The 26,959-nt window shown below is 59.6% G+C and carries 21 protein-coding genes and 1 tRNA gene; 5 read left to right on the top strand and 17 right to left on the bottom strand.

What is annotated here, in order from left to right; genetic code table 11:
• The first annotated feature begins 133 nt into the window (after positions 1-133).
• Both HBO12_RS12225 and HBO12_RS12230 read left to right on the top strand, forming a co-directional pair.
• Complete coding sequence (locus HBO12_RS12225) at positions 134-370, top strand: helix-turn-helix domain-containing protein (protein ID WP_170042249.1); 237 nt, start codon at positions 134-136, stop codon at positions 368-370.
• A 3-nt stretch (positions 371-373) separates the two neighbouring features.
• Entirely contained in the window at positions 374-1,453 is a 1,080-nt protein-coding gene (locus HBO12_RS12230; protein WP_170042250.1) for a phage integrase, read from the top strand.
• Positions 1,454-1,495: 42 nt separating this feature from the next.
• On the opposite strand, the gene HBO12_RS12235 is transcribed toward HBO12_RS12230, so the two are convergent.
• From HBO12_RS12235 to rpsU, 5 genes are all read right to left on the bottom strand, one after another.
• Positions 1,496-1,572: transfer RNA gene (locus HBO12_RS12235), tRNA-Ile, on the bottom strand.
• Between the two features lie 15 nt (positions 1,573-1,587).
• On the bottom strand, positions 1,588-5,331 hold the full coding sequence (locus tag HBO12_RS12240; RefSeq protein ID WP_170042251.1) for a bifunctional diguanylate cyclase/phosphodiesterase: 3,744 nt from the start codon (positions 5,329-5,331) through the stop codon (positions 1,588-1,590).
• A 124-nt stretch (positions 5,332-5,455) separates the two neighbouring features.
• Entirely contained in the window at positions 5,456-7,306 is a 1,851-nt protein-coding gene (rpoD, locus tag HBO12_RS12245; protein WP_169953793.1) for an RNA polymerase sigma factor RpoD, read from the bottom strand.
• Between the two features lie 67 nt (positions 7,307-7,373).
• Positions 7,374-9,344 carry a DNA primase gene (dnaG, locus tag HBO12_RS12250; protein ID WP_169953796.1) on the bottom strand — a complete coding sequence of 657 codons (1,971 nt, stop codon included), beginning with the start codon at positions 9,342-9,344 and terminating at the stop codon, positions 7,374-7,376.
• 446 nt (positions 9,345-9,790) lie between these two features.
• Entirely contained in the window at positions 9,791-10,006 is a 216-nt protein-coding gene (gene rpsU / locus HBO12_RS12255) for a 30S ribosomal protein S21 (RefSeq protein ID WP_002551877.1), read from the bottom strand.
• 203 nt (positions 10,007-10,209) lie between these two features.
• Here rpsU and tsaD point away from each other — a divergent pair, with 203 nt between their 5' ends.
• A complete protein-coding gene (gene tsaD, locus HBO12_RS12260) occupies positions 10,210-11,235 on the top strand; it encodes a tRNA (adenosine(37)-N6)-threonylcarbamoyltransferase complex transferase subunit TsaD (RefSeq protein ID WP_169953798.1) in 1,026 nt (341 codons plus the stop codon).
• A gap of 33 nt (positions 11,236-11,268) precedes the next feature.
• Here the strand turns inward: tsaD and plsY are convergent, their stop codons facing one another.
• Positions 11,269-11,838, bottom strand: a complete 570-nt coding sequence (gene plsY / locus HBO12_RS12265; RefSeq protein ID WP_029296831.1) for a glycerol-3-phosphate 1-O-acyltransferase PlsY — start codon at positions 11,836-11,838, stop codon at positions 11,269-11,271.
• Between the two features lie 74 nt (positions 11,839-11,912).
• On the opposite strand from plsY, the gene folB reads away from it, so the two are divergent.
• Entirely contained in the window at positions 11,913-12,266 is a 354-nt protein-coding gene (folB, locus tag HBO12_RS12270) for a dihydroneopterin aldolase (RefSeq protein WP_029296829.1), read from the top strand.
• Positions 12,257-12,769: a 2-amino-4-hydroxy-6-hydroxymethyldihydropteridine diphosphokinase gene (gene folK / locus HBO12_RS12275; RefSeq protein WP_170042252.1), complete on the top strand. Its 513-nt coding sequence runs from the start codon at positions 12,257-12,259 to the stop codon at positions 12,767-12,769. The genes folB and folK overlap by 10 nt, the downstream gene beginning before the upstream one ends.
• A gap of 18 nt (positions 12,770-12,787) precedes the next feature.
• Here folK and HBO12_RS12280 read toward each other — a convergent pair whose 3' ends face one another.
• The 11 genes from HBO12_RS12280 to HBO12_RS12330 form a co-directional block, all read right to left on the bottom strand.
• Positions 12,788-14,017, bottom strand: a complete 1,230-nt coding sequence (locus HBO12_RS12280) for a multifunctional CCA addition/repair protein (RefSeq protein WP_170042253.1) — start codon at positions 14,015-14,017, stop codon at positions 12,788-12,790.
• Positions 14,018-14,080: 63 nt separating this feature from the next.
• Entirely contained in the window at positions 14,081-15,643 is a 1,563-nt protein-coding gene (locus tag HBO12_RS12285; RefSeq protein WP_169953804.1) for a SpoVR family protein, read from the bottom strand.
• Entirely contained in the window at positions 15,640-16,911 is a 1,272-nt protein-coding gene (locus tag HBO12_RS12290; protein WP_169953806.1) for a YeaH/YhbH family protein, read from the bottom strand. Before HBO12_RS12290 ends, HBO12_RS12285 begins: the two co-directional genes overlap by 4 nt.
• 113 nt (positions 16,912-17,024) lie before the next feature.
• A complete protein-coding gene (locus HBO12_RS12295; RefSeq protein WP_017739508.1) occupies positions 17,025-18,947 on the bottom strand; it encodes a PrkA family serine protein kinase in 1,923 nt (640 codons plus the stop codon).
• A 282-nt stretch (positions 18,948-19,229) separates the two neighbouring features.
• Positions 19,230-19,559: a thiosulfate sulfurtransferase GlpE gene (gene glpE / locus HBO12_RS12300; RefSeq protein WP_169953808.1), complete on the bottom strand. Its 330-nt coding sequence runs from the start codon at positions 19,557-19,559 to the stop codon at positions 19,230-19,232.
• A gap of 32 nt (positions 19,560-19,591) precedes the next feature.
• The gene (locus tag HBO12_RS12305; protein WP_169953811.1) at positions 19,592-20,443 is read right to left on the bottom strand and encodes a symmetrical bis(5'-nucleosyl)-tetraphosphatase; all 852 of its coding nucleotides are present in this window, start codon (positions 20,441-20,443) and stop codon (positions 19,592-19,594) included.
• Positions 20,443-20,823, bottom strand: coding sequence for a Co2+/Mg2+ efflux protein ApaG (apaG, locus tag HBO12_RS12310; RefSeq protein ID WP_076962233.1), 381 nt, complete (start codon positions 20,821-20,823; stop codon positions 20,443-20,445). Before apaG ends, HBO12_RS12305 begins: the two co-directional genes overlap by 1 nt.
• A 131-nt stretch (positions 20,824-20,954) precedes the next feature.
• Positions 20,955-21,767, bottom strand: coding sequence for a 16S rRNA (adenine(1518)-N(6)/adenine(1519)-N(6))-dimethyltransferase RsmA (gene rsmA, locus HBO12_RS12315; protein ID WP_169953812.1), 813 nt, complete (start codon positions 21,765-21,767; stop codon positions 20,955-20,957).
• Positions 21,764-22,753 carry a 4-hydroxythreonine-4-phosphate dehydrogenase PdxA gene (gene pdxA, locus HBO12_RS12320; protein WP_170042254.1) on the bottom strand — a complete coding sequence of 330 codons (990 nt, stop codon included), beginning with the start codon at positions 22,751-22,753 and terminating at the stop codon, positions 21,764-21,766. The genes rsmA and pdxA overlap by 4 nt, the downstream gene beginning before the upstream one ends.
• Positions 22,750-24,084: a peptidylprolyl isomerase gene (locus HBO12_RS12325; protein ID WP_169953814.1), complete on the bottom strand. Its 1,335-nt coding sequence runs from the start codon at positions 24,082-24,084 to the stop codon at positions 22,750-22,752. Before HBO12_RS12325 ends, pdxA begins: the two co-directional genes overlap by 4 nt.
• A complete protein-coding gene (locus HBO12_RS12330) occupies positions 24,065-26,851 on the bottom strand; it encodes an LPS-assembly protein LptD (RefSeq protein ID WP_170042255.1) in 2,787 nt (928 codons plus the stop codon). Before HBO12_RS12330 ends, HBO12_RS12325 begins: the two co-directional genes overlap by 20 nt.
• Positions 26,852-26,959 lie beyond the last annotated feature (108 nt).

The following is a 26,959-nucleotide window of genomic DNA, read 5'->3' on the forward strand; positions in this document are numbered from 1 at the left end:
ACTGTTACGTATGGCGTGTCTATACAGATCTTCATTCTGCTACCCTCGATGGATACCCTATGGGAAATATGGGACATATGTTCCTTTGAGGGAACATCTTCATTCCTTGTAAGGAACAAGTCAAGAGGGCTTGATGGACTTTGCCGCGAAATTCAAATTGATTCGAAAAGCTGAGCGATTGACGCAGAAAGAGTTCTGCGAGGTCCTGGGCTTCAGTGAAAGTACGTTCAGGAAATACGAGGCAGGATTTATTGAGGTCGGAGCCCCTGCACTTTTGAAAATTGCCAATCACCCACGCTTCAAGAAATATGCCCTCTGGTTGGTCACCGATGACGTTGCGCCTGAGTCCGGCCAGATCAGCCCGGAATAGCCCATGTCTATCAAACTGTTAGCGGATGGCCGCTACAAGGTCGACTGCCGTCCGGAGGGCAGTGAGGGTGGGCGTGTTCGTAAGGTTTTCCGCACAAAGGGAGAGGCGCTTTATTTCGAGCGTCGAATCCTGGGTGAGGGAGTAAAAGGGGAGTTCGAAAAGAAGGTAAAGGCGGATTCTCGTAGGCTTTCCGATCTGATCGAGCGCTGGTACACATTGCATGGCCAGACCCTGAAAACCGGTGAACAACGCAAAGACCTTCTGCGGTCGATGGCTGAACGGATGGGGAACCCGAAAGCGTCCCACTTCAACGCTTCCCACTTTGCCCAGTATCGCGCTGAGCGAGCCGAGGGTAAGCACTCCCGTTATACGAGGGAAGGCAAGCCCGGTAAGCCTACAAGCGCGAACATGCTCAATCATGAGCTGGCGTATCTGCGGGCTGTATTCAACGAGTTGGAGCGGCTAGGGGAGTGGAGCGAACCGAATCCGCTCGCCAATGTCCGTGGGTTGCGGTTTGACGAAACAGAGATGGCCTACCTGGTCAACGACCAGATGGACCTACTGCTGGATTGCCTGCGGGCGTTGGGCGGCGACGTGCTGCTGGTTGCTGAGGTATGTCTTTCAACGGGTGCCCGGTGGGGTGAGGCCGAGGGCTTACAGCTGCGCCAGGTGCGCCAGGTGCGTCAGCAACGTATCCACTACAGCAAAACAAAGTCCAGCAAGAACAGAACAGTTCCGATCTCCAGGGAGCTGGAGAAACGTTTGCAAAAAGCGCTGCCATTTGAGCCCTGCTATGAAACGTTCAGGCGTGCGGTGGATGCGGCGGCGTTGGATTTGCCGGCGGGGCAGCTTACGCACGTCTTACGCCACACATTCGCAAGTCATTACATGATGAACGGTGGGGACATCATCACCTTGCAAAAGGTGTTGGGTCATTCTTCCCTGGCCATGACTCAGAAGTATGCGCACTTCAGTCCTGGACACCTGGCCGAGGTGGTCAACCTAAACCCTTTGGCAAAGCGGGTTGGACACTTATTGGACACATCCCTTGTTTTGAAAGGCTCCAGTCCCACGAGTTCATAGATGCCAGATACGCGAAAGCCGCGCAGTGCGCGGCTTTGAGTGTGGTGGGCCCAGTAGGACTCGAACCTACGACCAAGGGATTATGAGTCCCCTGCTCTAACCAACTGAGCTATAGGCCCTCAGTAGGTCGCGGATTATAACGATGGTTTCTCCACTGTGCTATCCGAAAAATCCGAATGGGTCATGTGAAGGAAGGTCGCGGCGAAGATCTCGGGAGGCAGGGGCAGGCTGACGATGTAGCCTTGCATTTGTTCGCAGCCTTCGTCGGCGAGGAAGGCTTGCTGGGCGGGGGTTTCCACGCCTTCGGCGATGATGGTGAATTGCATGCTGTGGCCCAGGGCGATGATGGCGCGCACGATGGCGGCGTCGTGGGGATCGTCCGGTAGGCCGCGGACGAAGGACTGGTCGATTTTCAGGAAGTCCAGGGGCAGGCGCTTGAGGTAGCTCAAGGATGAATAGCCCGTGCCGAAGTCGTCGATGGCCAGTTGTACGCCCAGGTGCTTGAGTTTATGCAGTACTTCCAGGGCTTCTTCGGCCTGGCTCATGATGAAGTTTTCGGTGATCTCCAGTTGCAGGCAGTCCGGTTCCAGGCGGTTGTCGCGCAGCAGTTGCTCGATGCGCCCCAACAGGTTGGGGTGGCGCAGTTGGGCCCCGGCGAGGTTGACGGAGAGGGGGCCGAAGTCGTCGTAGCACTTGCGCCACTGATGCAGTTGCCGGCAAGCCTGCTCCAGGACCCAGTCGCCGATTTGCAGGATCATGCCGTTCTCTTCGGCCAGGGCGATGAAGTGTTCGGGAGGTACGTCGCCAAAGGTGGGATGGCGCCAGCGGATCAGGGCTTCGGCGCCGATCAGTTGTTGGGTGTCCAGGCTCAGCTTTGGTTGGTAGTACAGAAACAGCTCATCGCGCTCTATGGCCCGGCGCAGTTCGTGTTCGAGGGCGACGCGCTCATTGGCCTGGGCGGTGAGGTCCTGGGTGTAGCGTTCAACCCGATTGCGGCCCTTGGCCTTGGAGCGGTACATGGCGGCATCGGCGTTTTTTACCAGGGTGGCGACGTCGATCCCATCCTGCGGATAGAAACTGGTGCCGATGCTGGCGCTGATAAAGAACTCGTGCTCGCCCGCCTGGAAGGGCAGGGTGAAGCAGGCCAGCAGTTTATTGGCCAGGTGCTGGGCGTCGCTGGCTTGTTGCAGGCCGGGCAGCAGGATGATGAATTCGTCACCGCCCAGGCGCGCTACGGTGTCGATATCGCGCAGTTGTTCCTTGAGGCGCACCGCGATGTCCTTGAGCAGCAGGTCGCCAATCGGGTGGCCAAGGCTGTCGTTGATGTGTTTGAAGCGGTCGAGGTCGAGAAACAGCACCGCGCCCTGGCTGCCGGTTTCCTGTTGGTTGTTGAGGGCGGTTTGCAGGCGATTTTCAAACAGCGTGCGGTTGGGCAGGCCGGTGAGCGGGTCGTGGTGCGCCTGGTAATCGAGCCGCGCCTGAGCATGCTTGAGGCTGGAGATGTCGGCAAATACTGCCACGAAGTGGGTGATTGACTGCTCGAGGTTGCGCACGGCGTTGATCGTCAGCCAACTGGGATACAGCTCGCCGTTCTTGCGCCGGTTGGAGATTTCGCCTTGCCAGTGGCCGTTGGCCGTCAGTTGATGCCACATGGCGGCGTAGAACGCGCTGTCGTGCAGGCCGGAAGCGAGCAGGCGCGGGGTATGGCCGAGGGCTTCGGCTTCGCTGTAGCCGGTGATTTCGCTGAAGGCGCGGTTGACCGCGCTGATGTTCTGCCGGGTATCGGTGATCAACACGCCTTCGGCAGTGCTTTCGAAAACCGTCGCGGCCTGTTGCAGTTTTTCCTGCATCAACTGACGTTCGGTAATGTCGCGGGCGATGGTCAGCATGCAGTCGTCATCCCCAATGGGCAGCGGGCGGCTGGATACCTCGCACAGGCGAATCTGGCCATCATTGCGCCGGATATGGCAGACGAAGTCGCGCACCAGGCCGTCGCGTTGTAGCAGGTCGAGCATGTGCTTGCGCTCGTTCAAGTCCACCCAGATGCCCAGGTCCAGGGTCGATTGGTCCAGGGACATCGCACTGTTGAAACCGGTGATGCGGCTAAAGCCTTCATTGACCTCCAGCAGCAGGCCGTCGTGCTGGCGCGTCAGCAGTAAGCCGTCGGGCGAGGCGTGAAAGGCCTTGGCGAACTTTTCTTCGGAAGTTTGCAGCTGTTGCTGGGTTTCCTTCAGTTGGGTGATGTCCCGCACTACCACCACCAACGCTTCGGTCGCATCGAGCTGGAAGGGTTCGGCAGAGATCAGCCCGGTGAACGCCTGGCCATTGCTGCGCAGGAACGGCATCTCCAGGTTGCGGATGCTGGTGGTCTGCACCCGCTTGAGCAGGTTGGGGCCTACGCCCTGGATGCCCCAGATGTTCAGCTCGGTGGCGGTTTTACCGACCACGTCTGCGGCGCTCAGGCCAATCTGGTCCTCGAATGCCTTGTTGACCTCCAGCAGGCAGCCATCGGACAGGCGGGCGATCACCAGTATGTCCGGACATTGCTGGAACACCGAGGCGAACTTCTCCTGCGAGAGCTGCAGCGCTTCCTCGGTGCGCTTGGCCTCGCTGATATCGATCATCAGGCCGCGCATGACCGGCTCATGCCCATGCTTGATCAGGCTGACAATGTCCCTGACCCACAAACAACGGCCATCGGCGGTGATTACCCGGTAGTCAATGCTGTGGTCGCGGTTGGCGCGGGTTTCCCGTTGGCAGAAGCTGTCGGCACGGGTCAGGTCGGCAGGGTGGATGATGTTGCGCCAGAAGCCGGGGATCAGCCAGTGCGCCCGTGGATAGCCCAGCAGCTCCTCGGCATGGGGCGACACGTAGCTGTAGGTGAAATCGCGGATGTCTGCTTCCCACGCGATGGCTGACAGGCTTTCCACCAATCCCCGGTAATGGTACTCGCTGCTGCGCAGCTCCTGTTCCAGGGCCACCCTGCGGGAAATTTCCGAGCTGAGCCGGCGATTGATCCGAATCACGATGGCCAGCACGGTACTCAACAGCAGCACGGCAGGTAGGCCGTAGAGCAGCAGATCGGTCCAGAAGGCTCGGTGATCGATGACATTGCCGACCCAGTGTTCCTGGATTTCGTTGATTTCGCTGGGGCTGAGGTCGGCGAGCACCTTGTCGAGGATGCCGATCAACATTTTGTTCTCGCGGGGTACGCCCATTGCCAGTTGGTAGCGATAAGGCGTTTCGCCACTAACGTACAAACCGTCGAGCTTAAGCTGGCGCAGGCTCCACACACTGGAGGCTAGGTCGCCGACGACGGCGTCCACCTCATCGGTGGCCAGGGCCTGCAAGGTCGAGCTGACGTTGGGCATCGCCACCAGGTTCAGGTCGGGGTGGTGGGTGCGCAGCAATTCGTGGGGGGCATAGTTCTCCACCACGGCGATCTTCAGTCCATACAGGTCCTTGAGGGAACGGGGCTGGGCGCCGCCTTCGTGGGCAAGAATGACGATGGGGAAGTCGAGGTAAGGCCTGGAAAATGCCAGGAAACCCTGGCGCTCCGGGGTGGACATGATGCCCGGTAACAGGTCGAGCTGATTGTTCTTGGCCTGCTCCAGCAGGGCGCTCCAGTTGGCAGGCTCGATCAACCTGACCTTGATGCCCAGGCGCTCCTGGATCAGTCGTACATAGTCAGCGGCCAGGCCCTGATAGCGGCCTTCTTCGTCGCGATATTCAAATGGCGGCCACGATGCGTCAACGCCCAGGCGCAACTCCGGGTGGTCCGCCAACCAGCCATGCTCTTCATCAGTGAGAGTCAACGCGCCAGCCGTTGCGGTCCAGGTCAGCAGCGACAGCAGTAGCACGGTCGGCAGTCTGGGCATAACGGTCTCGTTATGGCACGGGGAATATTTCGAGTGTAGACGGGCATTGCGGGGGGAGGTAAAGCGAGGAGGATTTAATCTGCACAAAGCAAAACCCCCAGGCCTGGGCCTGGGGGTTTTGTGATCACTCGTCGAGGAAGGAGCGCAAATGCTCGCTTCTCGTCGGGTGGCGCAACTTGCGCAGCGCCTTGGCTTCGATCTGACGGATCCGCTCGCGGGTCACGTCAAACTGCTTACCGACTTCCTCAAGGGTGTGGTCGGTATTCATGTCGATGCCGAAACGCATGCGCAGTACCTTGGCTTCACGAGCAGTGAGGCCGGACAGTACGTCGCGCGTCGCTTCTTTAAGGCTCTCAACGGTGGCGACATCGATTGGCGACTGCATGGTCGAGTCTTCGATGAAGTCACCCAGATGGGAGTCTTCGTCATCACCAATCGGGGTTTCCATGGAGATCGGCTCTTTAGCGATCTTCAATACCTTGCGGATTTTATCCTCAGGCATTTCCATGCGTTCGCCCAGCTCTTCCGGGGTCGGTTCGCGACCCATTTCCTGCAACATCTGCCGGGAAATACGGTTGAGCTTGTTGATGGTCTCGATCATGTGCACCGGAATACGGATGGTGCGGGCCTGGTCGGCGATCGAGCGAGTGATCGCCTGACGGATCCACCAGGTGGCATAAGTCGAGAACTTGTAGCCGCGACGGTATTCGAACTTGTCCACAGCCTTCATCAAGCCGATGTTGCCTTCCTGGATCAGGTCGAGGAACTGCAAGCCACGGTTGGTGTACTTCTTGGCGATGGAGATCACCAGACGCAAGTTCGCTTCAACCATCTCTTTCTTCGCGCGACGGGCCTTGGCCTCGCCGATCGACATGCGACGGTTGATGTCCTTGATCTCGGCAATCGTCAGACCGGTTTCGGTCTGCAATGCAGTCAGCTTCTGCTGGCAACGAACGATGTCGGCCTGGAAGCGACCAATGGCTTCAGCGTATTTGCTTTTGCCCTTGGCCAGTGCGTCGGTCCAGCTTTCGTCAACTTCATTGCCTGGGAACTGGCGCAGGAAGTCGGCACGCGGCATGCGCGCATCACGGACACAGAGCTGCATGATCGCCCGCTCTTGTGCACGCAGACGCTCAAGGGCGCTACGAACCCGCTCAACCAGGCCTTCGAATTGCTTCGGCACCAGTTTGATCGGCATGAACAGCTCAGCCAGGGCCAGCAGTTCGGCGGTAGCCTGCTTGCTGCCACGACCGTGCTTCTTCAGGGCCTTGCGCGCAAGTTCCATCTGGTCGGAGACCGCGCCAAAGCGCTGGGCTGCGATGATCGGATCCGGGCCGCTTTCGACTTCTTCTTCGTCGTCGGTGCTGGCTTCAGCCTCGTCGTCGTCGGTTTCGTCGTCCGCTTTCACGGCTTTCGGGTCGACAGGCGGCGGTATTTCGGCAGCAGGCGGCGTAATGCCATCGTCCGGGTCGATATAACCGCTCAGGACGTCGGACAGGCGGCCACCTTCGGTGGTAACGCGGGTGTACTCGGAGAGAATGTGGTCAACCGTGCCGGGGAAGTGCGCAATTGCGCCCATCACTTCGCGGATGCCCTCTTCGATACGCTTGGCGATTTCGATTTCGCCTTCGCGTGTCAGCAGCTCAACCGTACCCATTTCACGCATATACATGCGCACAGGGTCGGTGGTGCGACCGATATCGGTCTCCACTGCAGCCAGCGCGGCAGCAGCTTCTTCAGCGGCGGCCTCGTCGGTATCGGCGTCCGCCAGCATAAGAGAATCCTTATCTGGCGCAGCTTCGAATACGTTGATCCCCATGTCGTTAATCATGCGGATGATGTCTTCCACCTGTTCCGGATCTGAAATATCCTCCGGCAGGTGGTCGTTGACCTCCGCGTAAGTCAGGTAACCCTGCTCACGACCAAGGACGATCAACTCTTTGATACGAGACTGCTGTTGCGCTTTTCCGGACATAACACCCTATCCACTGAAGGTCTTGGCGGGCAAAAAACAAGCCGAGGATTATACCCGAGCTATGACCTCACACGCCAGCTGAGGTCGGGTTTGATGCGGAAACATTCTGTTTTAAGAGGTCGCGCATCTGCTTTGCTATCTGAATTTGCTCTTCAGCCGATAATCCTGGCTGCCTTGCTTTCTTGATAAGTTCGTCGAGGGTCTGCGTGTGCTGACCCGCGGATAACCTAGTAATGGTGTCTAAAAACTGTTGTTCAAGGTTATCGCCGTCAATTAACCACTCCTTTTCTGCGAGTGCTTTCAAAAGACGTCCTTGCTCTGTGCCGTGCCAGCGGGCCATCAGCTGGATTGAGTTTAGCTTAGGATTTTTTTGTACGGCCTCGATCAGGGCAATCAGCACCTGGGCGTAGGTGTTGCTCTCGTTGGCAAAATGTTCGGCGCTTTCCACTCGGCCCGCCAATTGCGGGTGGTGGATCAGGGTGCGCAGGGCAATCAGCGTCGGCGCTTCTACGGCCACCGGTGTCCGCGGGGCGTAAGCCTCGTCGCGGTCGCCATGCTTGCCGTTTTTGCTCCAGGGTTTCTTGTCCCATTTCTTGCCGCCGGCGCCGGGTTTCTTCGGCGTCCAGTCCTGTTGAGGCACAAAGGCCTCTTGAGGCTGGTGAAAGTCAGCGTAGTCCGGCATGGCGTCGTAGTCGAAGCCCGGGTCGTAGGCTGGTGGCGCCTCCTGGGGCGCGCTGTGCACCAGCTGGCTGACCGCCTCGCCGCTCAGGCCGGTGATCTCCAGCAGGCGCTGGCGCATCAGGGCCTTGAGGTTGGCGCCGGGGACCTTGTCGATCAGCGGTGCCGCGAGGGTAGCCATATGGGCCTTGCCTTCGAGGGAGCGCGGGTCGGCTTCCTCGGTCAATTGCTGGAAAAAATAATCGGCCAGCGGTTGTGCGTGCTGGTGGATGCGCGCGCGAAACGCATCGGTACCTTCGGAGCGCACCAGGGTATCCGGGTCTTCGCCTTCGGGCAGGAACAGAAAGCGCGCGCGGCGCCCATCCTGCAGGCTCGAGAGGGTGGCTTCGAGGGCGCGCCAGGCCGCATTGCGTCCGGCCTGGTCGCCGTCGAAACAGAACAGCACGCTGGGCACCACGCGAAACAGGCGCTTCATGTGCTCTTCGCTGGTGGCGGTGCCGAGGGTTGCCACGGCATTGCGCAGGCCTTGCTGGGCCAGGGCGATAACGTCCATGTAGCCTTCAACCACGATTATTTCATCGAGGTTGCGGTTGTTCTTGCGCGCTTCAAACAGGCCGTAGAGTTCCTGGCCCTTGTGAAACACCGGGGTTTCCGGGGAGTTGAGGTATTTGGGCTTGTCGTCACCGAGTACCCGTCCGCCGAAGGCGATGATGCGGCCACGGCTGTCGCGGATCGGGAACATCACTCGATCGCGAAAGCGATCATAGCGCTTGCCGGTCTCGGCGTTTTCCACCAGCAGGCCGGCGTCGATCATGGCCTTTTGCTGCAGGGTGTCGCTGCTCAGGTGTTTGTACAGGTTGTCCCAGCCTGGCGGGGCGAAGCCCAGGCCGAAGTCGCGGGCGATTTCCCCAGTCAGTCCGCGGCCCTTGAGGTAGTTCACGGCGGCTTTGCGCTGTGGGTGGCTTTTCAGGGCCTGGCGGTAGAACTCGGCGGCGGCGGTGAGCAGTGGGTACAGCGGCGAGTCGGTAGGCTGGCGCGGTTTGTGCGGCCGGCCACTTTCTTCGCGGGGGATTTCCATGCCGGCGGCTTTAGCCAGTTCCTCGACGGCCTGGGGAAAGTCCAGGTTGTCGTGGTCCATGATAAAGCCCAGGGCATTGCCGCCAGCGCCGCAGCCGAAGCAGTAGTAGAACTGCTTATCGGGGCTGACGCTGAACGATGGGGTCTTTTCTTTATGGAACGGGCAGCAGGCGGTGTAGTTCTTGCCAGCCTTTTTCATTTGCACGCGCGAGCTGACAACATCGACGATGTCGGTGCGGTTCAGAAGGTCGTCAATAAAGCTCTGGGGAATTAGCCCGGCCATGGCGTTCTCGTCATCACTGCGTGTAAATGAGGGCCCGTGACGCACTCAAGACGCGCATGGCGGCGGCTTGATCATCGATTGTCTGCTTGGGCTGCCAGGAAGTGTATCTGTCGAACGTTCACTGACGTTAGTTCCAATCAGTCTTCGACGTGTTTGAAAGCGTTGCCCTGGAGTCCGGTCACGGCCAATGGCGGCCTCGGAAGCTCATCGTGGGGCACAGTCGACCTATTGATCGCCTGCTTGGAAAATGGGTGTGCTCGTCAGTAGCCTTGATAGGCTCGTCAGAAGAGACGTGCACCGCTGGCAAAAGAGCCAGTCCTGACGTGTGAAGCTTTGTCTCGGTCGCATGTGCGGCGTCGACGGTGAAGCATCAAGCGATATCCGCAAATGCCAACAGCCCGGCTGAGGGCCGGGCTTGGCAGAAGCTTGCTACGAACGTCTGTGTATTAGTACAGACGAACGGCGCGGCGCTGTTCGCGCTGAACTTTCTTGGCGTGACGCTTAACAGCGGCTGCTGCTTTACGCTTACGCTCAGAAGTTGGCTTCTCATAAAATTCGCGGCTACGAACTTCAGCCAGAACACCGGCTTTTTCGCAGGAGCGCTTGAAACGACGCAGAGCTACGTCGAAGGGTTCGTTCTCTTTTACTTTGACGGCTGGCATCCAGAGCTACCTTCTTTCATTACCGGGAATCAACGTTCTCGTCGCAAAAAATTCGCGGCTGAGGTCGTCGGTTTTTAAGGGTTGCGGATGTTAACCCCTCATTGCCCGGAATGCAAAGCCTCTGATCGAAAACCGCTAGTCGGGAGGGGACGTGGCGACTATTATGCGCGCCTTCGAATTCAGCCTCTACAAGGCGCAAACCCATGTTAGTACTGGGCTTAGAAACCTCCTGCGACGAGACCGGCGTCGCGCTTTACGACAGTGAACGCGGGCTTTTGGCCGATGCGCTGTTCAGTCAGATCGATCTGCATCGGGCCTATGGCGGGGTGGTGCCGGAGCTCGCTAGCCGTGATCACGTCAAACGCATGCTGCCATTGATTCGACAGGTGCTGGACGAGGCCGACTGCGTCGCCACCGAGATCGATGCCATCGCTTATACCGCCGGCCCTGGATTGGTCGGGGCCCTGCTGGTTGGGGCTTCCTGCGCCCAGGCGCTGGCGTTTGCCTGGGGTATTCCAGCCCTTGGCGTGCACCATATGGAAGGCCATTTACTGGCGCCGATGCTGGAAGAAAACCCTCCTGGGTTCCCGTTCGTCGCTTTGTTGGTTTCCGGTGGCCATACGCAGCTGGTTCAGGTCGATGCAATCGGCCAGTACACGCTTCTGGGGGAGACCCTGGACGATGCCGCCGGTGAAGCTTTCGACAAGACCGCCAAGATGATGGGCCTCAATTATCCCGGTGGTCCGGAAATCGCGCGCCTGGCGGAAAAAGGCGTGGCGGGGCGCTATACCTTCCCGCGTCCGATGTGTGATCGCCCAGGCCTGATGTTCAGTTTCAGTGGCTTGAAAACCTTCGCCTTGAACACCTGGCAGCAAAGCGTCAGCGCCGGGGACGACAGCGAGCAAGCCCGTTGCGACATCTCTCTGGCGTTCCAGCAGGCGGTGGTGGAGACTTTGACCATCAAGTGCAAGCGTGCCCTGAAGCAGGCCGGCATGAAGCGCCTGGTCATCGCTGGAGGCGTCAGCGCGAACAAGGCATTGCGTTTGTCACTGGAAAAAATGCTCGGCGACCTCAAGGGCGATGTGTTTTACGCGCGCCCTGAGTTCTGCACCGATAACGGCGCGATGATCGCCTTCGCCGGTTGCCAGCGCTTGCAGGCGGGCCAGCATGAGAGCCTGGCCATCAGCGTGCAGGCGCGTTGGCCGATGGAGCAACTGCCGCCGTTGTGATCGACGAACATGAGTCGGGTTCACCGGGCGTATTTAAAAATGCCGTTCGCGCCCGGCAAACAGGTCGCGTAAATTGCCGCGATGGCGCCATACAATCAGCAGGGTGAGTACGCTCATCGGCAGCAGGGCAGCCGGCTCCTGCCAGGCCAGCAATGGCAGGGTCAGGGGGGTGGCGATCAATGCGGCGAGGGAGCTGGTGCGGGTCAGGTAGAACGTCAGCAGCCAGGCGGCAATGGCCAGCAGCGCCGCTGGAGGGTAGATCCCCAGTAGCATGCCGGCGGCCGTCGCGACGCCCTTGCCACCGCGAAAGCGAAAGTACAGCGGGAACAGATGGCCGAGCACGGCACACACGCCGATCCAGGCTTGTTGTTGCAGGGAGAGGCCGGCGAGGTCGGCGATCAGCACGGGCAACAGGCCTTTGCATACGTCGCCGAACAACGTCAGTACGGCGAGCTTTTTGCCGGCCAGGCGCAACATATTGGTGGCGCCGGCATTGCCCGAGCCACTCATTCGCGGGTCGGGATTTCCCGTCAGGCGGCTGAGCAAGATGGCAAAGGACAGCGAGCCGAGCAGGTAGGCGAGGGTCGCCAGTAACCAAGACATGCTAACTATTCCGGGCGAGGACGCCTTGATTCTAACGGGGCATTGCGCCCTTGTCGTGCTGTGGAGAAGAGTGCTTGGACAGAGTGTTTATCGAAGGCCTGGAAGTCGACACCGTGATCGGGGCCTACGACTGGGAGCGAGGTATCCGTCAATGCCTGCGCCTGGACCTGAGTTTCGCCTGGGACAATCGCCCGGCCGCAGCCGGTGATGACCTGACCCTGGCCCTCGACTACGCCAGTGTTTCCACGCGCATCCAGGCCTTTGCCGCGCAGGCGCAATTCCAACTGGTGGAAACGTTTGCCGAGCGCCTGGCGCAGGTCTTGATGGAAGAATTCCAGATCCCCTGGCTGCACCTCAAGTTGACCAAGCCCGGTGCCGTCCCGGCCGCCAAGGGCGTGGGCGTGGAGATCGAGCGCGGATGTCGCTAACTCAGGTTTACCTTGGTCTTGGCAGCAATATCGAGCGCGAGGCCCGTTTGCAGGCGGGTCTTGACGCGTTGGATGGCTTTTTGACCGATATGCGCTGTTCTGCCGTATTCGAAAGTCAGCCGGTGGGGATCAAGAGCGGGCCGTTCTTCAATCTGGTGGTATCGGCGTACACCGATTTGCCGTTGATGGAACTGGATCGCCGGCTGAAGTCCATCGAGGCCGACAATGGCCGCTATGCGCCGGATCGCAAGGGTTTGCCCCTGGATATTGATGTGCTGCTGTATGGCGACCTGAGCGGTAATTTTGATGGGTTGGTGTTGCCGCGGGCAGAAATCCTGAAAAACGCCTTTGTGTTGTGGCCGCTGTCGTTGATGGCACCCGAACGCGTGCATCCTGAAGTCGGCAAGACATTTGCCGCGCTGTGGCGGGATGCACAAATCGACCAGGTACTGGCACCGGTTGCCTTCGAATGGCGTGGCCGCCCACTCACCCCAGACCTGTAGAAGCCGGCTCGCCAGCGCCTACAGTGAGTGTTGGTCCTTGTAGGCTTTCAGAGCCTTGAGCCGTTCACGCTTGAGCGCCTCGCCCAGCTCCGGGCCCTTGAAACCCTTCTCCAGCAGCGGCGCCACTGCCACGGCCCGCGCCACCTGCGCGGCAGCACGCAAGTAATCCGCCTGTGGATAACTTCGCTGCTCAAGGCCCTTGCGACCCCGTGCGTCCATTTCGCAGGCGACGACAAACTCTTCAAAGCGCTGTGGTCGACGGAAGACATCAAAACTCTGCAGCAACTCCAGCAGGGTCGAGGCCTTCAGCTCCAGTGCCCGATGACCATGGGTGTGATACTCGCCGACCAGTAGCGCCAATTCCTGGCAATCCTTGGGCACTTTGAAGCGCTCATTGACGGCTTTGATCAGTTTCAGGCCCCGTTGCTCGTGGGCAATATGCCGGGGCAACTTATCCACAGGTGTCAGGCCCTTGCCCAGGTCATGCAGCAGGCAGGCCCAGCGCACCGTCAAGGGTTGGGCGTGGAGGGCCGCCTGTTGCAGCACGCTTAGGGTGTGGATGCCGGTATCTATCTCAGGGTGATGAGCTTCGGGTTGGGGTACACCGAACAGGGCATCCACTTCCGGTAGCAGGGTTTTCAGGGCATGGCAGTCGCGCAGCACCTGGATAAACACCTGTGGCTGATCTTCCATCAGGGCCCGGGAAATTTCCTTCCAGCTGCGTTCCGGCGTCAGGGCTTCCAGTTCGCCGGAGTCGCTGAGCTGACGCATCAATTCCAGGGTTTCGGGGGCGATAGTGAAACCGAGACCGGCATAACGTGCGGCAAACCGCGCGACCCGCAGTACGCGCAGGGGATCTTCGGCGAAGGCCGGGGAAACGTGACGCAGTACCCTTGCTTGCAGGTCGCGCTGGCCGTTGTACGGATCGGTCAGGTTGCCGTCGTCGTCTTCGGCGATCGCGTTGATAGTCAGATCGCGGCGGATTAGGTCTTGTTCGAGGGTGACTTCGGGGCTGGCATGAAACACAAAGCCGCCATAACCCCGACCGCTTTTGCGTTCGGTGCGGGCGAGGGCGTACTCATCGTTGTTTTTTGGGTCCAGGAACACCGGAAAGTCAGAGCCCACTGGGCGATAGCCCAGGGCGAGCATTTCTTCAGTGGTGGCGCCTACTACGACCCGATCGATATCGGTAACGGGGATGCCGAGCAAGCGATCACGTACCGCTCCACCGACTTTGTAGATTTGCATGAAAAAGCCTCCATTAGCCCTACAGGATAACGCCTGCGGCCGGCCAATGGAGGCATTGCTGCGTCAAAGGTGAACCACGGCCAGGTCCAGGCGGCCGTAATCGTTGTCGTTATGTTCGTTGCGCGGCGGCACGTGATGGGTCTTCATGACCTGATCGCCTTGCAGGGTCTCCAGGTGGATATCGAAGCCCCATAGCCGGTGCAGATGCTTGAGCACTTCGTCCGTGGATTCTCCCAGGGGTTTGCGGTCGTGTTGCTGGTGGCGCAGGGTCAGGGAGCGATCACCGCGCATATCGATGCTGTAGATCTGCACGTTGGGCTCGCGGTTGCCCAGGTTGTATTGGGCCGCTAGGGTCTCGCGGATGGTGCGGTAGCCGGCTTCATCGTGGATGGCAGGTACCAGCAGGTCGTCCTTGAGGTCGTCGTCCAGAATGCTGAACAGCTTGAGGTCACGAATCACCTGGGGTGACAGGTACTGCAGGATGAAGCTCTCGTCCTTGAAGCTGCTCATGGCGAACTTGATGGTCGATAGCCAGTCACTGCCGGCGATCTCCGGGAACCAGCGGCGATCTTCCTCAGTGGGGTGTTCGCACATGCGCCGGATATCCCGGTACATGGCGAAGCCCAGGGCATAGGGGTTGATGCCGCTGTAGTAGGGGCTGTCGAAGCCTGGCTGGAAGACCACGCTGGTATGTGAGGTGAGGAACTCCATCATGAAGCCGTCGGTCACCAGGCCTTCGTCGTAAAGGTCGTTCATCAGGGTGTAGTGCCAGAACGTTGCCCAGCCTTCGTTCATCACCTGGGTCTGGCGCTGTGGATAAAAGTACTGGGCGATCTTGCGCACGATCCGCACGATCTCCCGTTGCCATGGCTCCAGCAGCGGGGCGTGTTTTTCCAGGAAGTACAGGATGTTTTCCTGGGGCTCGACGGGGAAGCGCGCATTGTCCTTGTCGCTATTCTTGTCGGCGCGTTTGGGGATGGTGCGCCACAGGTCGTTGATCTGCTTTTGCAGATGCTCTTCCCGGTCCTTCTGCCGTAACCGTTCCTCCTCGGCGGAAATCGGATAGGGGCGCTTGTAGCGGTCTACCCCGTAGTTCATCAAGGCATGGCAGGAGTCGAGCAGGTCTTCCACCGCATCGATCCCGTGGCGCTCCTCGCACTGCATGATGTACTGCTTGGCGAACACCAGGTAATCGATGATCGAACTGGCGTCGGTCCAGGTGCGGAACAGATAGTTGCCCTTGAAAAAGCTGTTGTGGCCATAGCACGCGTGGGCCACCACCAGGGCCTGCATACAGATGGTGTTTTCTTCCATCAGGTAGGCAATGCACGGGTCGGAGTTGATCACTATTTCATAGGCCAGCCCCATCTGGCCACGGGTGTAGGACTTCTCCGTGCTGAGGAAGTGCTTGCCGTAGGACCAATGGTGGTAGCCCAGGGGCATGCCCACCGAGGCATACGCATCCATCATTTGCTCGGCGGTGATCACTTCGATCTGGTTGGGATAGGTATCCAGGGCATATCCGGCCGCAATACGGCTGATTTCCCGGTCATAGGCCTGGATCAGTTCGAAGGTCCATTCGGACCCCGTGGAAATGGGTTGGCGCTTATGCTCTTTGGCGGTCATGTCACTAACCTGCGCTGGAAGAGTTCACGGAAGACCGGATAGATATCGCCGGCCGAGACCAGTTGTTGCTGGGCGAAGGTGTCGGCGAAGGCTTCACCGATGCGCTCGTATTCAAACCACAGGGCCTGGTGCTCGCGGGGGGTAATCTCCACATAAGTGTAGTACTGCACGAACGGCATGATCTGGTTGATCAGGATGTCGCGGCAGATGGGCGAGTCGTCGTTCCAGTTGTCGCCGTCGGAAGCCTGAGCCGCGTAGATGTTCCATTCGTTGGCCGGATAACGCTCGGCCATGATTTCCTGCATCAGTTTCAGCGCACTGGACACGATGGTGCCGCCGGTCTCCCGCGAATAGAAAAACTCTTCTTCGTCGACCTCGCGGGCACTGGTGTGATGGCGGATAAACACCACGTCGATCTTGTCGTAGTTACGCTTGAGAAACAGGTACAGCAGGATAAAGAAGCGCTTGGCGATGTCCTTGGTCGCCTGGGTCATGGAGCCGGAAACGTCCATCAGGCAGAACATCACTGCCTTGGAGCTGGGGTTGGGTTGCTTGACCAGCAGGTTGTATTTCAAGTCGAAGGTGTCGAGAAACGGTACGCGGTGAATACGCGCACTGAGTTTCTCGATTTCTGCTTCGATTTCCTGGATATCGCCGAAATTGTCTGGCTCTTCGCGCTTCAATCGCGCCAGTTCTTCCTTGGCCTCTTTGAGTTTGGCGCGGCTGCTACCAGATAGGGCGATACGCCGGGCATGGGCTGAACGCAGGGTACGGATGATATTGATGCGCGAGGGGTTGCCCTCGTTGCTGATGCCGGCGCGTACGGTCTTGAAGGTGTCGGTGCCGGTCAGGTTGCGTTTGACCAGGTTGGGCAGCTCCAGGTCCTCGAACATGAATTCGAGGAACTCCTCCTGGGTAATCTGGAATACGAACTCGTCCATGCCTTCGCCGGAGTTGCCGGCCTTGCCTGGGCCTTTGCCGCCGCCACCGCCTTGAGGACGCTGGATGTGTTCGCCGGAGGTGAATTCCTTGTTTCCCGGATGAACCACGGTCTGTTTACCGCCGCGGCCGTGATGTAGCACCGGCTCATCGATATCCCGTCCGGGAATGCTGATCTGCTCGCCGTGCTCCATATCGGTAATGGAGCGGCGACTCACCGCCTCTTCGACGGCCTTTTTGATGTGGTCACGGTAACGCCGCAGGAAACGCTGGCGGTTTACCGTGCTCTTGTTCTTGCCATTGAGGCGTCGGTCGATCACATAGCTCATAGGGAGCCCTCCGGGCAGCTTCACGTTACAAGCTTCAAGCCGCGAGCTGGAAGCTTAGAGACAAACGGTCAGCTGCCAGGCCATAGGCCCGGCAGCGCACGCCTGTCGCTGCCTTACTGCGATTTGCGAACCCGCAGGTACCACTCGGAGAGCAGCCGTACCTGTTTGTCGGTGTAGCCGCGCTCGACCATTCGTGTGACGAAGTCGTTGTGTTTTTGCTGATCCTCCTTGCTGGCCTTGGCGTTGAAGCTGATGACCGGCAGCAGATCCTCGGTGTTGGAGAACATTTTCTTCTCGATGACCACCCGCAGCTTCTCGTAGCTGAGCCAGGTAGGGTTCTTGCCATTGTTGTTGGCCCGGGCGCGCAACACGAAGTTGACGATTTCGTTGCGGAAATCCTTCGGATTGCTGATGCCGGCCGGTTTCTCGATCTTCTCCAGTTCTTCGTTGAGGGCTACGCGATTGAGGATCTCGCCGGTTTCCGGGTCGCGGTATTCCTGGTCCTGGATCCAGAAGTCTGCGTACAGCACATAGCGGTCGAAGATGTTCTGGCCGTATTCGCTGTAGGACTCCAGGTAGGCGGTCTGGATTTCCTTGCCGATGAACTCGATATAGCGCGGCGCCAGGTACTCCTTGAGGAAACGCAGGTAGCGCTCGCGGGTTTCAGCCTGGAACTGCTCTTGTTCGATCTGTTGCTCCAGGACATAGAGCAGGTGCACCGGGTTGGCGGCGATCTCGTGGGGGTCGAAGTTGAAGACCTTGGACAGGATCTTGAAGGCGAAGCGCGTCGACAGCCCGTTCATGCCCTCATCGACGCCTGCCGTGTCGCGGTATTCCTGGATCGATTTGGCCTTGGGATCGGTGTCCTTGAGGTTTTCCCCGTCGTAGACGCGCATTTTCGAATAGATATTCGAGTTTTCCGGCTCCTTGAGGCGCGACAGCACGGTGAACTGGGCGAGCATCTTCAGGGTGTCGGGTGCGCAATGGGCCTTGGCCAGGGAGCTGTTGAACAGCAGCTTGTCGTAGATCTTGATTTCATCGCTGACCCGCAGGCAGTACGGCACCTTGACGATATAGATCCGGTCGATGAAGGCTTCGTTGTTCTTGTTGTTGCGGAAGGTGTGCCATTCCGATTCGTTGGAGTGGGCCAGCAGGATGCCGGTAAACGGAATCGCGCCCAGGCCTTCTGTACTGTTGTAGTTGCCTTCCTGGGTCGCGGTAAGCAGTGGGTGCAGCACCTTGATCGGCGCCTTGAACATCTCCACGAACTCCATCAGGCCCTGGTTGGCCCGGCACAGTGCGCCCGAGTAGCTATAGGCGTCCGCGTCGTTCTGCGGGAACTCCTCCAGCTTGCGAATATCGACCTTGCCCACCAGCGCCGAAATATCCTGGTTGTTCTCATCCCCCGGTTCGGTCTTGGCGACGCCGATCTGGTTGAGAATAGATGGATAGAGCTTCACCACCCGGAACTGGCTGATATCACCGCCGAACTCGGCCAGGCGCTTGGTGGCCCAGGGCGACATGATGGTGTTGAGATAGCGCCGTGGAATGCCGAAGTCTTCTTCGAGGATCGCGCCATCTTCCGTGGCGTTGAACAGGCCCAGGGGCGACTCGAATACCGGGGAACCCTTGATCGCGTAGAAAGGCACCTTTTCGATCAGTTGCTTGAGTTTTTCGGCCAGGGAGGATTTACCGCCGCCCACAGGGCCGAGCAGGTAGAGGATCTGTTTCTTCTCTTCCAGGCCCTGGGCGGCATGGCGGAAGTAGGAGACGATCTGGTCGATGCATTCTTCCATGCCATGGAAGTCTTCAAAGGCCGGGTAGCGGCGGATGACCTTGTTGGAGAATATTCGCGATAGTCGCGAATTATTGGAGGTGTCTACCAGCTCCGGCTCACCAATCGCCAGTAGCAGGCGCTCGGCGGCAGACGCGTAGGTACTGCGGTCCTTTTTGCACAGCTCGAGATACTCTTGCAGCGTGAGCTCTTCCTGCTGTGTGGACTCGAAGCGTTGTTGGAAGTGGCTAAAAATACTCATGACGTCGTCACCTCGCTCGATACGTGGAGCCGACGCCGGATCAATCAGTCGATGCTGGCAGCCAGTGGCGCTTGCCGTGGCCATTTCCCCCCAGAACACCCTGAAACGCTACCGATGACCCGCACGCCGGTGTACCGGCTCTCCCCTGTTTTGGATGGCCTGCGCTTAATGATAGTTGGGAATCCGGGAGGTCAAGGCGAGATGCCTAATTAGTTTGGGCGCACCGTTCGTCAGAAACGGCGCGAGCCCAAGCGTCACGCGGGGTAGCGGGGTTTAAAAAAATTATTGCGAATCGCCTGTGGCAATTTCCGCAGGATACGTCGTACGCCACAGCTCAAAGCCGCCGTCCAGGCTGTAGACATCGGAGAAGCCCTGGCTGACCAAGTAGGCCGCCGCGCTCTGGCTGGAGTTGCCGTGATAGCAGGCCACGATCACGGGTGCGTCGAGGTCGGCGGCGCGGATGAAGTCGGCGATATTGTGATTGTCCAGATGCCGTGCGCCCTTGATGTGGTTCAGGGCGTAGGTCTGGGGATCCCGGATATCCACCACTACGGCGCCTTGCTCGCGCAGGGCCTGGGCTTGTTCGGGAGGGATACGTTTGAATTCGCTCATGGCGGGCTCCTTGGGCGTGCGGCAAGCGGCGTCTAGCGCTTGGCGGCAGCGGGCAGTGTTACGGGAAGGGGAGATTCACACTGGCAGCTCAGGCGCTCGCCGGTGTCGATGTTCATCAGGGTCATGGCCCCGCCCCACACGCAACCGGTGTCGAGGGCGAATACGCCGGGTTCGTCGCAGTGACCTTCGAGGGCGGCCCAGTGCCCGAAGATGATCTTCGTGTCGCGGGTCTTGCGCTCCTTGTGGGCGAACCAGGGTTTGTAGCCGGGCAAGGCGGTGTCGGCGCCTTCCTTGCTCTTGAGGTCGAGTTTGCCTTCGGCGGTGCAGAAGCGCATGCGCGTGAAGTAGTTGGTAATGACCCGCAGGCGGGCGACGCCGGTCAGATCGTTATCCCACTTCACTGGCTCATTGCCGTACATGCCGTCCAGATAAGTGGCGAACAGGGTGTCATCGGCCAGGACGGTTTCGACCTCGGCGGCACACTTGAGGGCCTTTTTCAGGGTCCACTGCGGCGCAATGCCAGCATGTACCAAGGCGGTATTGCGCCCCTCGTCGTAGTGCAAGAGCGGTTGTCGGCGCAGCCAGTCGAGCAATTCGGCGCGATCCGGGGCTTCGAGGATTTCCCGCAGGGTGTCGCCTTTTTTCAGACGCTCGATGTTATTGCCGGCCGCCAGCAGATGCAGGTCGTGGTTGCCCAGCACGCAGACCAGGGAGTCGCGCAGGCCATAAAGAAAGCGCAGGGTCTCCAGGGATTGCGGGCCGCGGTTGACCAGGTCACCCACCAGCCACAGGCGATCCTTGGCCGGGTCGAAGGCTACGCGATCAAGCAGGCATTTGAGCGGCTCCAGGCAGCCTTGCAGGTCGCCGACAGCATAGGTTGCCATCAGTGCAGGGCTCCGGGCACCGCCAGGCGGAAGGGAGCAATGATGGCGTCGAAGTGTTTGCCGTCTTCGGCAAGCATCTGGTAGCTGCCTTGCATCGTGCCGACCTTGGAGGTCATCACGGTGCCGCTGCTGTAGGTATGGCTGGCGCCGCTGTCGATCAGGGGCTGTTGGCCGATGACGCCGGCACCGCGCACTTCCTCGACATGGCCGTCACCGTCGGTGATCACCCAGTGACGCGACAGCAGCTTGGCGGGCACTTGGCCGTTGTTCTTCACCGTGACGGTGTACGCAAAGGCAAAGCGGTTCTGTTCGGGTTGGGATTGTTCCGCCAGGAAGCGGGTGACGACGCTGACGTCGATCTGATAGCGAGGATCGGACATGCAAGAGGCCTTAAGAGCAAAAGCGGAGGACAGCAGATGCGGATCAGTCTAGGCCATGAGGTGGGCACTAGGCCAGACATGCTGTATGACCTGATGTCCACCCTTGTAGGAACCGGCTTGCCGGCGATGGGTCAGTCGGCAGCGGGTGCAGGCTGAATCGCTAGCTGGTCCGCCAGGCGTACAAACGCGGCGAGGTCCAACTGCTCCGGGCGCAGGCTGCCGTCGACACCGGCGGCTTCGATCTCGGCGTTGCTCAGCAATGCCTTGAGTGTATTGCGCAGGGTCTTGCGACGCTGGTTGAAGGCTTCGCGTACCACTCGTTCCAGCAGGCGATGATCCTTGGCCGGGTGCGGAAGAACCGCGTGTGGCACCAGGCGCACAATGGCCGAGTCGACTTTTGGCGGCGGGTTGAACGCGCCCGGACCCACATTGAACAGGTGCTCGACCCGGCAGTGGTACTGGACCATGATCGACAGGCGACCCCAATCGCCGCCGCCAGGGCCGGCCGCCAGGCGCTCGACCACTTCCTTCTGCAACATGAAATGCATGTCGCGGATGATCCCTGCGTTGTTCAGCAGGTGAAAGATCAGCGGCGTGGAGATGTTGTAAGGCAGGTTGCCAACCACACGCAGGCTGTTGGGCGCGGCATTGAGGCTGGTGAAGTCGAACTTCAGCGCATCGCCCTGGTGCAGGTTGAAGTTGGGCATGCCGGCGAATTGCTGGTTGAGGATAGGGATCAGGTCCTTGTCCAACTCAACCACATCCAGTTGGCCACCGCTATTGAGCAGGCCCTGGGTCAGCGCGCCCTGGCCCGGGCCGATTTCCAGCAGGCGGTCTTCGGGCTTGGCATGGATAGAGCGCAGGATGCGGTCGATAACGCCGGCATCGTGCAAGAAGTTTTGCCCGAAGCGCTTGCGCGCCCGGTGTTGGTAATGCTCGGTCATATACGGGTCTCGGCCATCTGATAGGCGGTTTCCAGGGCCACGTGCAGGCTGCCGGTATCGATCTTGCCGCTGCCCGCCAGGTCCAGGGCGGTGCCATGGTCGACGGAGGTGCGGATGATCGGCAGGCCCAGGGTCACGTTGACTGCGGCGCCGAAACCTTTGTATTTCAGCACGGGCAGCCCCTGGTCATGGTACATCGCCAGCACTGCATCGCAGTGCTCCAGATATTTGGGGGTAAACAGAGTGTCGGCGGGCAATGGGCCACGCAGGTCCATGCCTTCTTGGCGCAGACGCTCTAGTGTGGGTTCGATGATGTCGATTTCTTCATGGCCCAGGTGGCCGCCTTCACCCGCGTGGGGGTTGAGGCCGCACACGAGGATTCGCGGCTGGGCGATGCCGAATTTCTGTTGCAGGTCAGCGTGCAGGATGCGCGTGACGCGTTCCAGGCGCTCTGGCGTGATGGCATCGGCAATCTGGCGCAAGGGCAGGTGAGTGGTCACCAGTGCCACGCGCAGGCCACGGGTTGCCAGCATCATCACCACCTGTTCGGTGTGGGTCAGCTCGGCAAGGAACTCGGTATGGCCGGAAAAGGCGATACCGGCTTCGTTGATCACGCCTTTATGCACCGGCGCCGTGATCATCCCAGCGAAGTCACCGTCGATGCAGCCTTGTCCGGCGCGGGTCAGGGTTTGCAGGACGAAGGCGGCGTTGGCCTTGTCCAACTGCCCGGCGACTACCTTGGCCTGCAGCGGGGTGTCCCACACGTACAGGCTGCCCGCGGGGGCCGGCTGGTCGGGCCAGTTGCCCGGCGAAACGGGCAACAAGTCGACAGCCACGCCCAGTTGCGCGGCCCGCTCAAGGAGCAGGTCACGGCTGGTAATGGCAATCAGGGGATGAGGCTGGGCTTGCGAGGCAAGCAGCAGGCACAGGTCTGGACCTATGCCGGCCGGCTCGCCGGGTGTCAACGCGAAACGCTGGGGTTTCACTGGGCTGCCTGGTCGGTGCCTGTTGTGTCGGCGCCAGGGAGCTTGTTTTCCACGTAGGCTTCGTCACGGATCTGACGCAGCCAGGTTTGCAGCTCTTCATCGTATTTGCGGTTACGCAGTACGGTCAATGCTTGCTGCTCACGGGCCTGGGTGGTGTTGTCGGTGGCGCGGCGGCCAAGGACTTCCAGGACGTGCCAGCCATATTGGGTCTTGAACGGCTTGGACAGCACGCCTTGCGGCGTATCGTTCATGACTTGCTGGAACTCGGGCACCAGGGCTCGTGGGTCGATCCAGTTCAGGTCGCCGCCGTTGAGGGCAGAACCCGGGTCTTCCGAGAAGCTTTTGGCCAGGGTAGCGAAGTCTTCACCGCCTTCGATGCGCTCATAGATCTTTTGCGCCAGCTCCTTGGTTTGAGCCTCGGTGCGGATTTCACTTGGCTTGACCAGGATGTGACGGACATGCACTTCGTCCTTCAACGAAGCCTCACCGCCGCGACGCTCCAGCAACTTCAGAATGATGAAGCCGCCAGGGGTGCGCGCAGGTTGGGTGATGCCACCCACTTCCATGGCGCTCAACTCGCGGTCAAACGGTGGTGGCAGTTGAGCGGCTTTACGCCAGCCCATATCACCGCCTTCGAGGGCGTTGTCGCTGCCGGACTGGGCAATGGCCATCTGCGCAAAGTCAGCACCGGCCTTGAGACGGTCATAGATCGCCTGGGTCTTGGCCGCTGCGGCGTTGAGCTGCTCGGCGTTGGCGCTGTCTGGCGTCGGGATCAGGATATTGGCCAGGTGCAGTTCTTCGGAGAGCTGCATCTTGCCCAGGTCCGAGGCCAGGAAGTTCTTCACTTCCTGCTCCGATACCTGCACGCGTTCGGCCACACGGCGCTGGCGCACACGGCTGATGATCATTTCGCGGCGGATCTGGTCACGGGCGTCCTCATAGGACAAACCGTCATGGGCCAGGGCCGCGCGGAACTGATCAATGCTCATGTTGTTGCGTTGAGCGATGGTGCCGACGGCCTGGTTCAGCTCTTCGTCGGTGATACGGATGCCGGAACGGTCGCCAATCTGCAATTGCAGGTTTTCGACGATCAGGCGTTCCAGCACCTGCTGGTCCAGGACGCTGGTCGGTGGCACGCCACCGCCACGCTTGGCGATGGTTTGCTGAACTTCCTTGACCCGTTGGTCGAGTTGGCTCTGCATGATCACGTCGTTATCGACGATGGCCACGACCTTGTCCAACGGTTGCACTGCAGCGTGTGCCGCTGCAGTACCCAAGAACAGCGCGCCCAGCATCAGCGGGCGCAGACAATCAGAAAGCTTGATCTTCACGTTCACGATAACCTTGGATGCCTTTGTCGAGGAAGCTCTCTACCTTGGCGCCAGTCAGGCCGCCGAGTCCTTTGAGGACGATTTGGAGGAAGAGCCCGTGGTCGCCTTTTTCGTTCTGCGGGGCGATCTGGGTGTATTCGTCGTTGGAAACCCAATAACGGTTGATCACGCGCAGTTTCCAGCAGCAGTTGTCGTACTCGAAACCACCAAAGGCTTCCAGGGTACGGTTGCGTGCGTAGTCATACTGCCAGCGGGTGATCAGGTTCCACTGCGGAACGATCGGCCACATCATCGAGAAGTCGTGTTGCTGGATTTTGTAGTAATCCTTCTCGAAACCTGGCTGCCCTTCGGTGCCGTAATCGCCGCCAAACTGCCATTTGCCGGTCAGCTGGTTGTAGACGACCTGGTCGTTGCGATAGCGGTAGCCAACGTTGATAACCTTGTTCGGGTTGTCTTCTGGCTGATAGTGGAACATCGCGCTGCCGGAACGGGCGGCGTGCTCCTCGGTGTCCCAGTTGTAGTCGGCAGTGGCGCGCCAGTCGCGGTTGAAGCGGAACTCGTAGTCCAGGGCAATTGGCGAGACGTCCGACTGCGAGTCGGCACGGTCGGCGGCTACGATGCCAGGCAGTTGAACCTCGCGGTCCTTGAAGTATAGCGCCTGGCCGATGGCCACACGCTGACGCTCAAAGCCGTTTTCTTCGATCCAGCGGCTGGTCACGCCCAGGGACAGTTTGTTTTCGTCGCCGATCCGGTCAGTGCCCGAGAAACGGTTGTCGCGGAACAGCGAGTTGTAGTTGAACGTGGTTTCGCTGCTATCGAATACCGGGATATCGGACTGGTCTTTCTCTGGAACATAGAGATAGAACAGGCGCGGTTCCAGGGTTTGGGTGTAATCCTTGCCGAACCACTGGGTGCTGCGGTCGAAAAATAGCCCGCTATCGACACTGGCGATTGGAATGGAGCGATCTTGCGAGCTCTTGAATTTCTGGCCCGCGTCAATCATTTGCTGTTTGCCGGCGCCGTCGAGATCAAGATCGTATTTGGTGTAGGCGTACTTGAGCTTTGGCGTGATGAAACCGTAACTCGAGGTCATCGGCAACGATACGCTTGGTGCTGCGTTCAAGCGCGTGCCGTTTGCACGGGTCAGGCCTCTCACGTAGGTGTCCAGACGGGGTTCGCCGTTGGGGAGCGGGCCTCCATCTTTATTGAAGATATTGCCAGTCCTCAAATCCCGATCAAACCGGACAGCCTCGGCGTCATAAGCAAAGTACAGCCCACCAGGACGGTAAGGCAGTGCACCATTGATGGTTAACTGCGGCAACCGGTTGTACGGAGTGATCTGGGAGATCGTCGCCAGCTCGTAGGCTTGCAAATTCAACTGAGCGGTATAGGTATCGCCGCGATAGCTGGCAGCACCTTGCTGGTTGACGAACTCACGAGACTCAACGCCAATCTGATTGGACTTCAGATCCTGGAAGTAGAACGGATCGCTGATCTTGGTGTAGTCGATCTGAGTCAACAGCCGCGAATCCAACCCACCCTTATGCTGCCAATTGAGCATATAGCGGGTTTTGTTGTAGTCGCTCTGTTTCTTCCGCTCGTCGCTGTCATCGTTCAGGTACGCGCCGCCGAACTGACCTTCGCTGGACTTGGTGAGGTAGCGGAATTCGCCTTCCATCAACATGCCGCGCTTGGTCATGTATTGCGGGTACAGCGTGGCATCGTAGTTCGGCGCCAGGTTGAAGTAGTACGGTGTCACCAGCGTAAAGCCACTTTCCCCACCCGAGCTGAAGCTCGGCGGCAGGAAGCCGGACTGACGACGATCGTCAATCGGGAAGTAGATGTACGGGGTGTACAGGATCGGGATGTTCTTGACCCGCAACGTCGCGTTGGTCGCCGTACCGAAGCCGGTGGCCGGGTTCAACGTGATGTTGTTGCCGCGCAGTTGCCAGGCGTTGCTGTCCGGCTCGCAGGTGGTGTAGGTACCATCCTTGAGGCGGATGATCGCGTTTTCGGCACGCTTGGCGTACAGCGCGTTACCGCGGATGCGCGATTTGTGCATCACGTATTCGGCGTTGTCGATCTGGGCCGCACCCGTGTCCAACTGGACCTGGGCGTGGTCGCCAACGATCAGCGCGCCATTGTCGCGCAAACGCACCTTGCCGTTCAGCTCGCCACGGTTCTCGGCCTGGTACAGGCTGGCCTCGTCGGCCTCGACCTGCATGCTGCCCTGGCGCATGACCACGTCACCGGCCAGGGTTGCGACTTGGGTTTCCTGCTCGTAACGAGAGGCCTTGGCACCGATGAAGGTCGGCGCGTCGCTCTTGTCCGTCTTGTCGTTCATGCCAGGACGGATCGGCTCGATGTACGCACCGGCGCAATAAGGACCGGTTTCGGCCAGTTGCGCGGCGGTGAGTTTCTCGCGAGGGACCCAGTCCAGGTGGCTGTAGTCGGCGCTACGCGAGCGCAGGCCACGGCCCTTGGATTCGGTGACCAGCTTGGTCTGCGGCACGGCTTCGGCACCGCCAGCTTCGCCTTGCGGCGTGCCATTGGCCGAGCTGACGGCACTGCCGTCATGCACCGGACGCGGTGGCAAAGGGGCTGCGCTGGCTTTTGGCGCGCAATCCCAGGCACCCGAAGCAGAGACTGAGCAGTCATACTGTTCCGCGGCGACCACGAATGAGGTGGCGAAAGGTTGCATGGCCAGCAGACTGCCGGTTACCAGCAACGGAAATTTTCTACGAAACGCGGGGGATTTCAATGCCATCTTATTAGTCCGGGCTTCCTGCGTGCCATCTGCCCGCGGTGTGGGCCGCACGCCTCTCGATGGTCTGAAAAAGATGCGTGATAATAAAGCATGACCCGCTTGACGGCT

It is taken from the genome of Pseudomonas sp. WS 5059, from assembly GCF_012985525.1.
Taxonomy (GTDB): Bacteria; Pseudomonadota; Gammaproteobacteria; order Pseudomonadales; family Pseudomonadaceae; genus Aquipseudomonas.

Bases quoted from the DNA above. Each gene is read 5' to 3' on its own strand.
- HBO12_RS12290 (WP_169953806.1), bottom strand. From the start codon at position 16,911: ATGAGCTATGTGATCGACCGACGCCTCAATGGCAAGAACAAGAGCACG.
- HBO12_RS12240 (WP_170042251.1), bottom strand. From the start codon at position 5,331: ATGCCCAGACTGCCGACCGTGCTACTGCTGTCGCTGCTGACCTGGACC.
- tsaD (WP_169953798.1), top strand. From the start codon at position 10,210: ATGTTAGTACTGGGCTTAGAAACCTCCTGCGACGAGACCGGCGTCGCG.
- plsY (WP_029296831.1), bottom strand. From the start codon at position 11,838: ATGTCTTGGTTACTGGCGACCCTCGCCTACCTGCTCGGCTCGCTGTCC.
- HBO12_RS12305 (WP_169953811.1), bottom strand. From the start codon at position 20,443: ATGGCAACCTATGCTGTCGGCGACCTGCAAGGCTGCCTGGAGCCGCTC.
- dnaG (WP_169953796.1), bottom strand. From the start codon at position 9,344: ATGGCCGGGCTAATTCCCCAGAGCTTTATTGACGACCTTCTGAACCGC.
- HBO12_RS12280 (WP_170042253.1), bottom strand. From the start codon at position 14,017: ATGCAAATCTACAAAGTCGGTGGAGCGGTACGTGATCGCTTGCTCGGC.
- rpoD (WP_169953793.1), bottom strand. From the start codon at position 7,306: ATGTCCGGAAAAGCGCAACAGCAGTCTCGTATCAAAGAGTTGATCGTC.
- HBO12_RS12230 (WP_170042250.1), top strand. From the start codon at position 374: ATGTCTATCAAACTGTTAGCGGATGGCCGCTACAAGGTCGACTGCCGT.
- HBO12_RS12285 (WP_169953804.1), bottom strand. From the start codon at position 15,643: ATGACCGCCAAAGAGCATAAGCGCCAACCCATTTCCACGGGGTCCGAA.
- glpE (WP_169953808.1), bottom strand. From the start codon at position 19,559: ATGAGCGAATTCAAACGTATCCCTCCCGAACAAGCCCAGGCCCTGCGC.
- folK (WP_170042252.1), top strand. From the start codon at position 12,257: ATGTCGCTAACTCAGGTTTACCTTGGTCTTGGCAGCAATATCGAGCGC.
- HBO12_RS12295 (WP_017739508.1), bottom strand. From the start codon at position 18,947: ATGAGTATTTTTAGCCACTTCCAACAACGCTTCGAGTCCACACAGCAG.
- HBO12_RS12225 (WP_170042249.1), top strand. From the start codon at position 134: ATGGACTTTGCCGCGAAATTCAAATTGATTCGAAAAGCTGAGCGATTG.
- rpsU (WP_002551877.1), bottom strand. From the start codon at position 10,006: ATGCCAGCCGTCAAAGTAAAAGAGAACGAACCCTTCGACGTAGCTCTG.
- apaG (WP_076962233.1), bottom strand. From the start codon at position 20,823: ATGTCCGATCCTCGCTATCAGATCGACGTCAGCGTCGTCACCCGCTTC.
- rsmA (WP_169953812.1), bottom strand. From the start codon at position 21,767: ATGACCGAGCATTACCAACACCGGGCGCGCAAGCGCTTCGGGCAAAAC.
- HBO12_RS12330 (WP_170042255.1), bottom strand. From the start codon at position 26,851: ATGGCATTGAAATCCCCCGCGTTTCGTAGAAAATTTCCGTTGCTGGTA.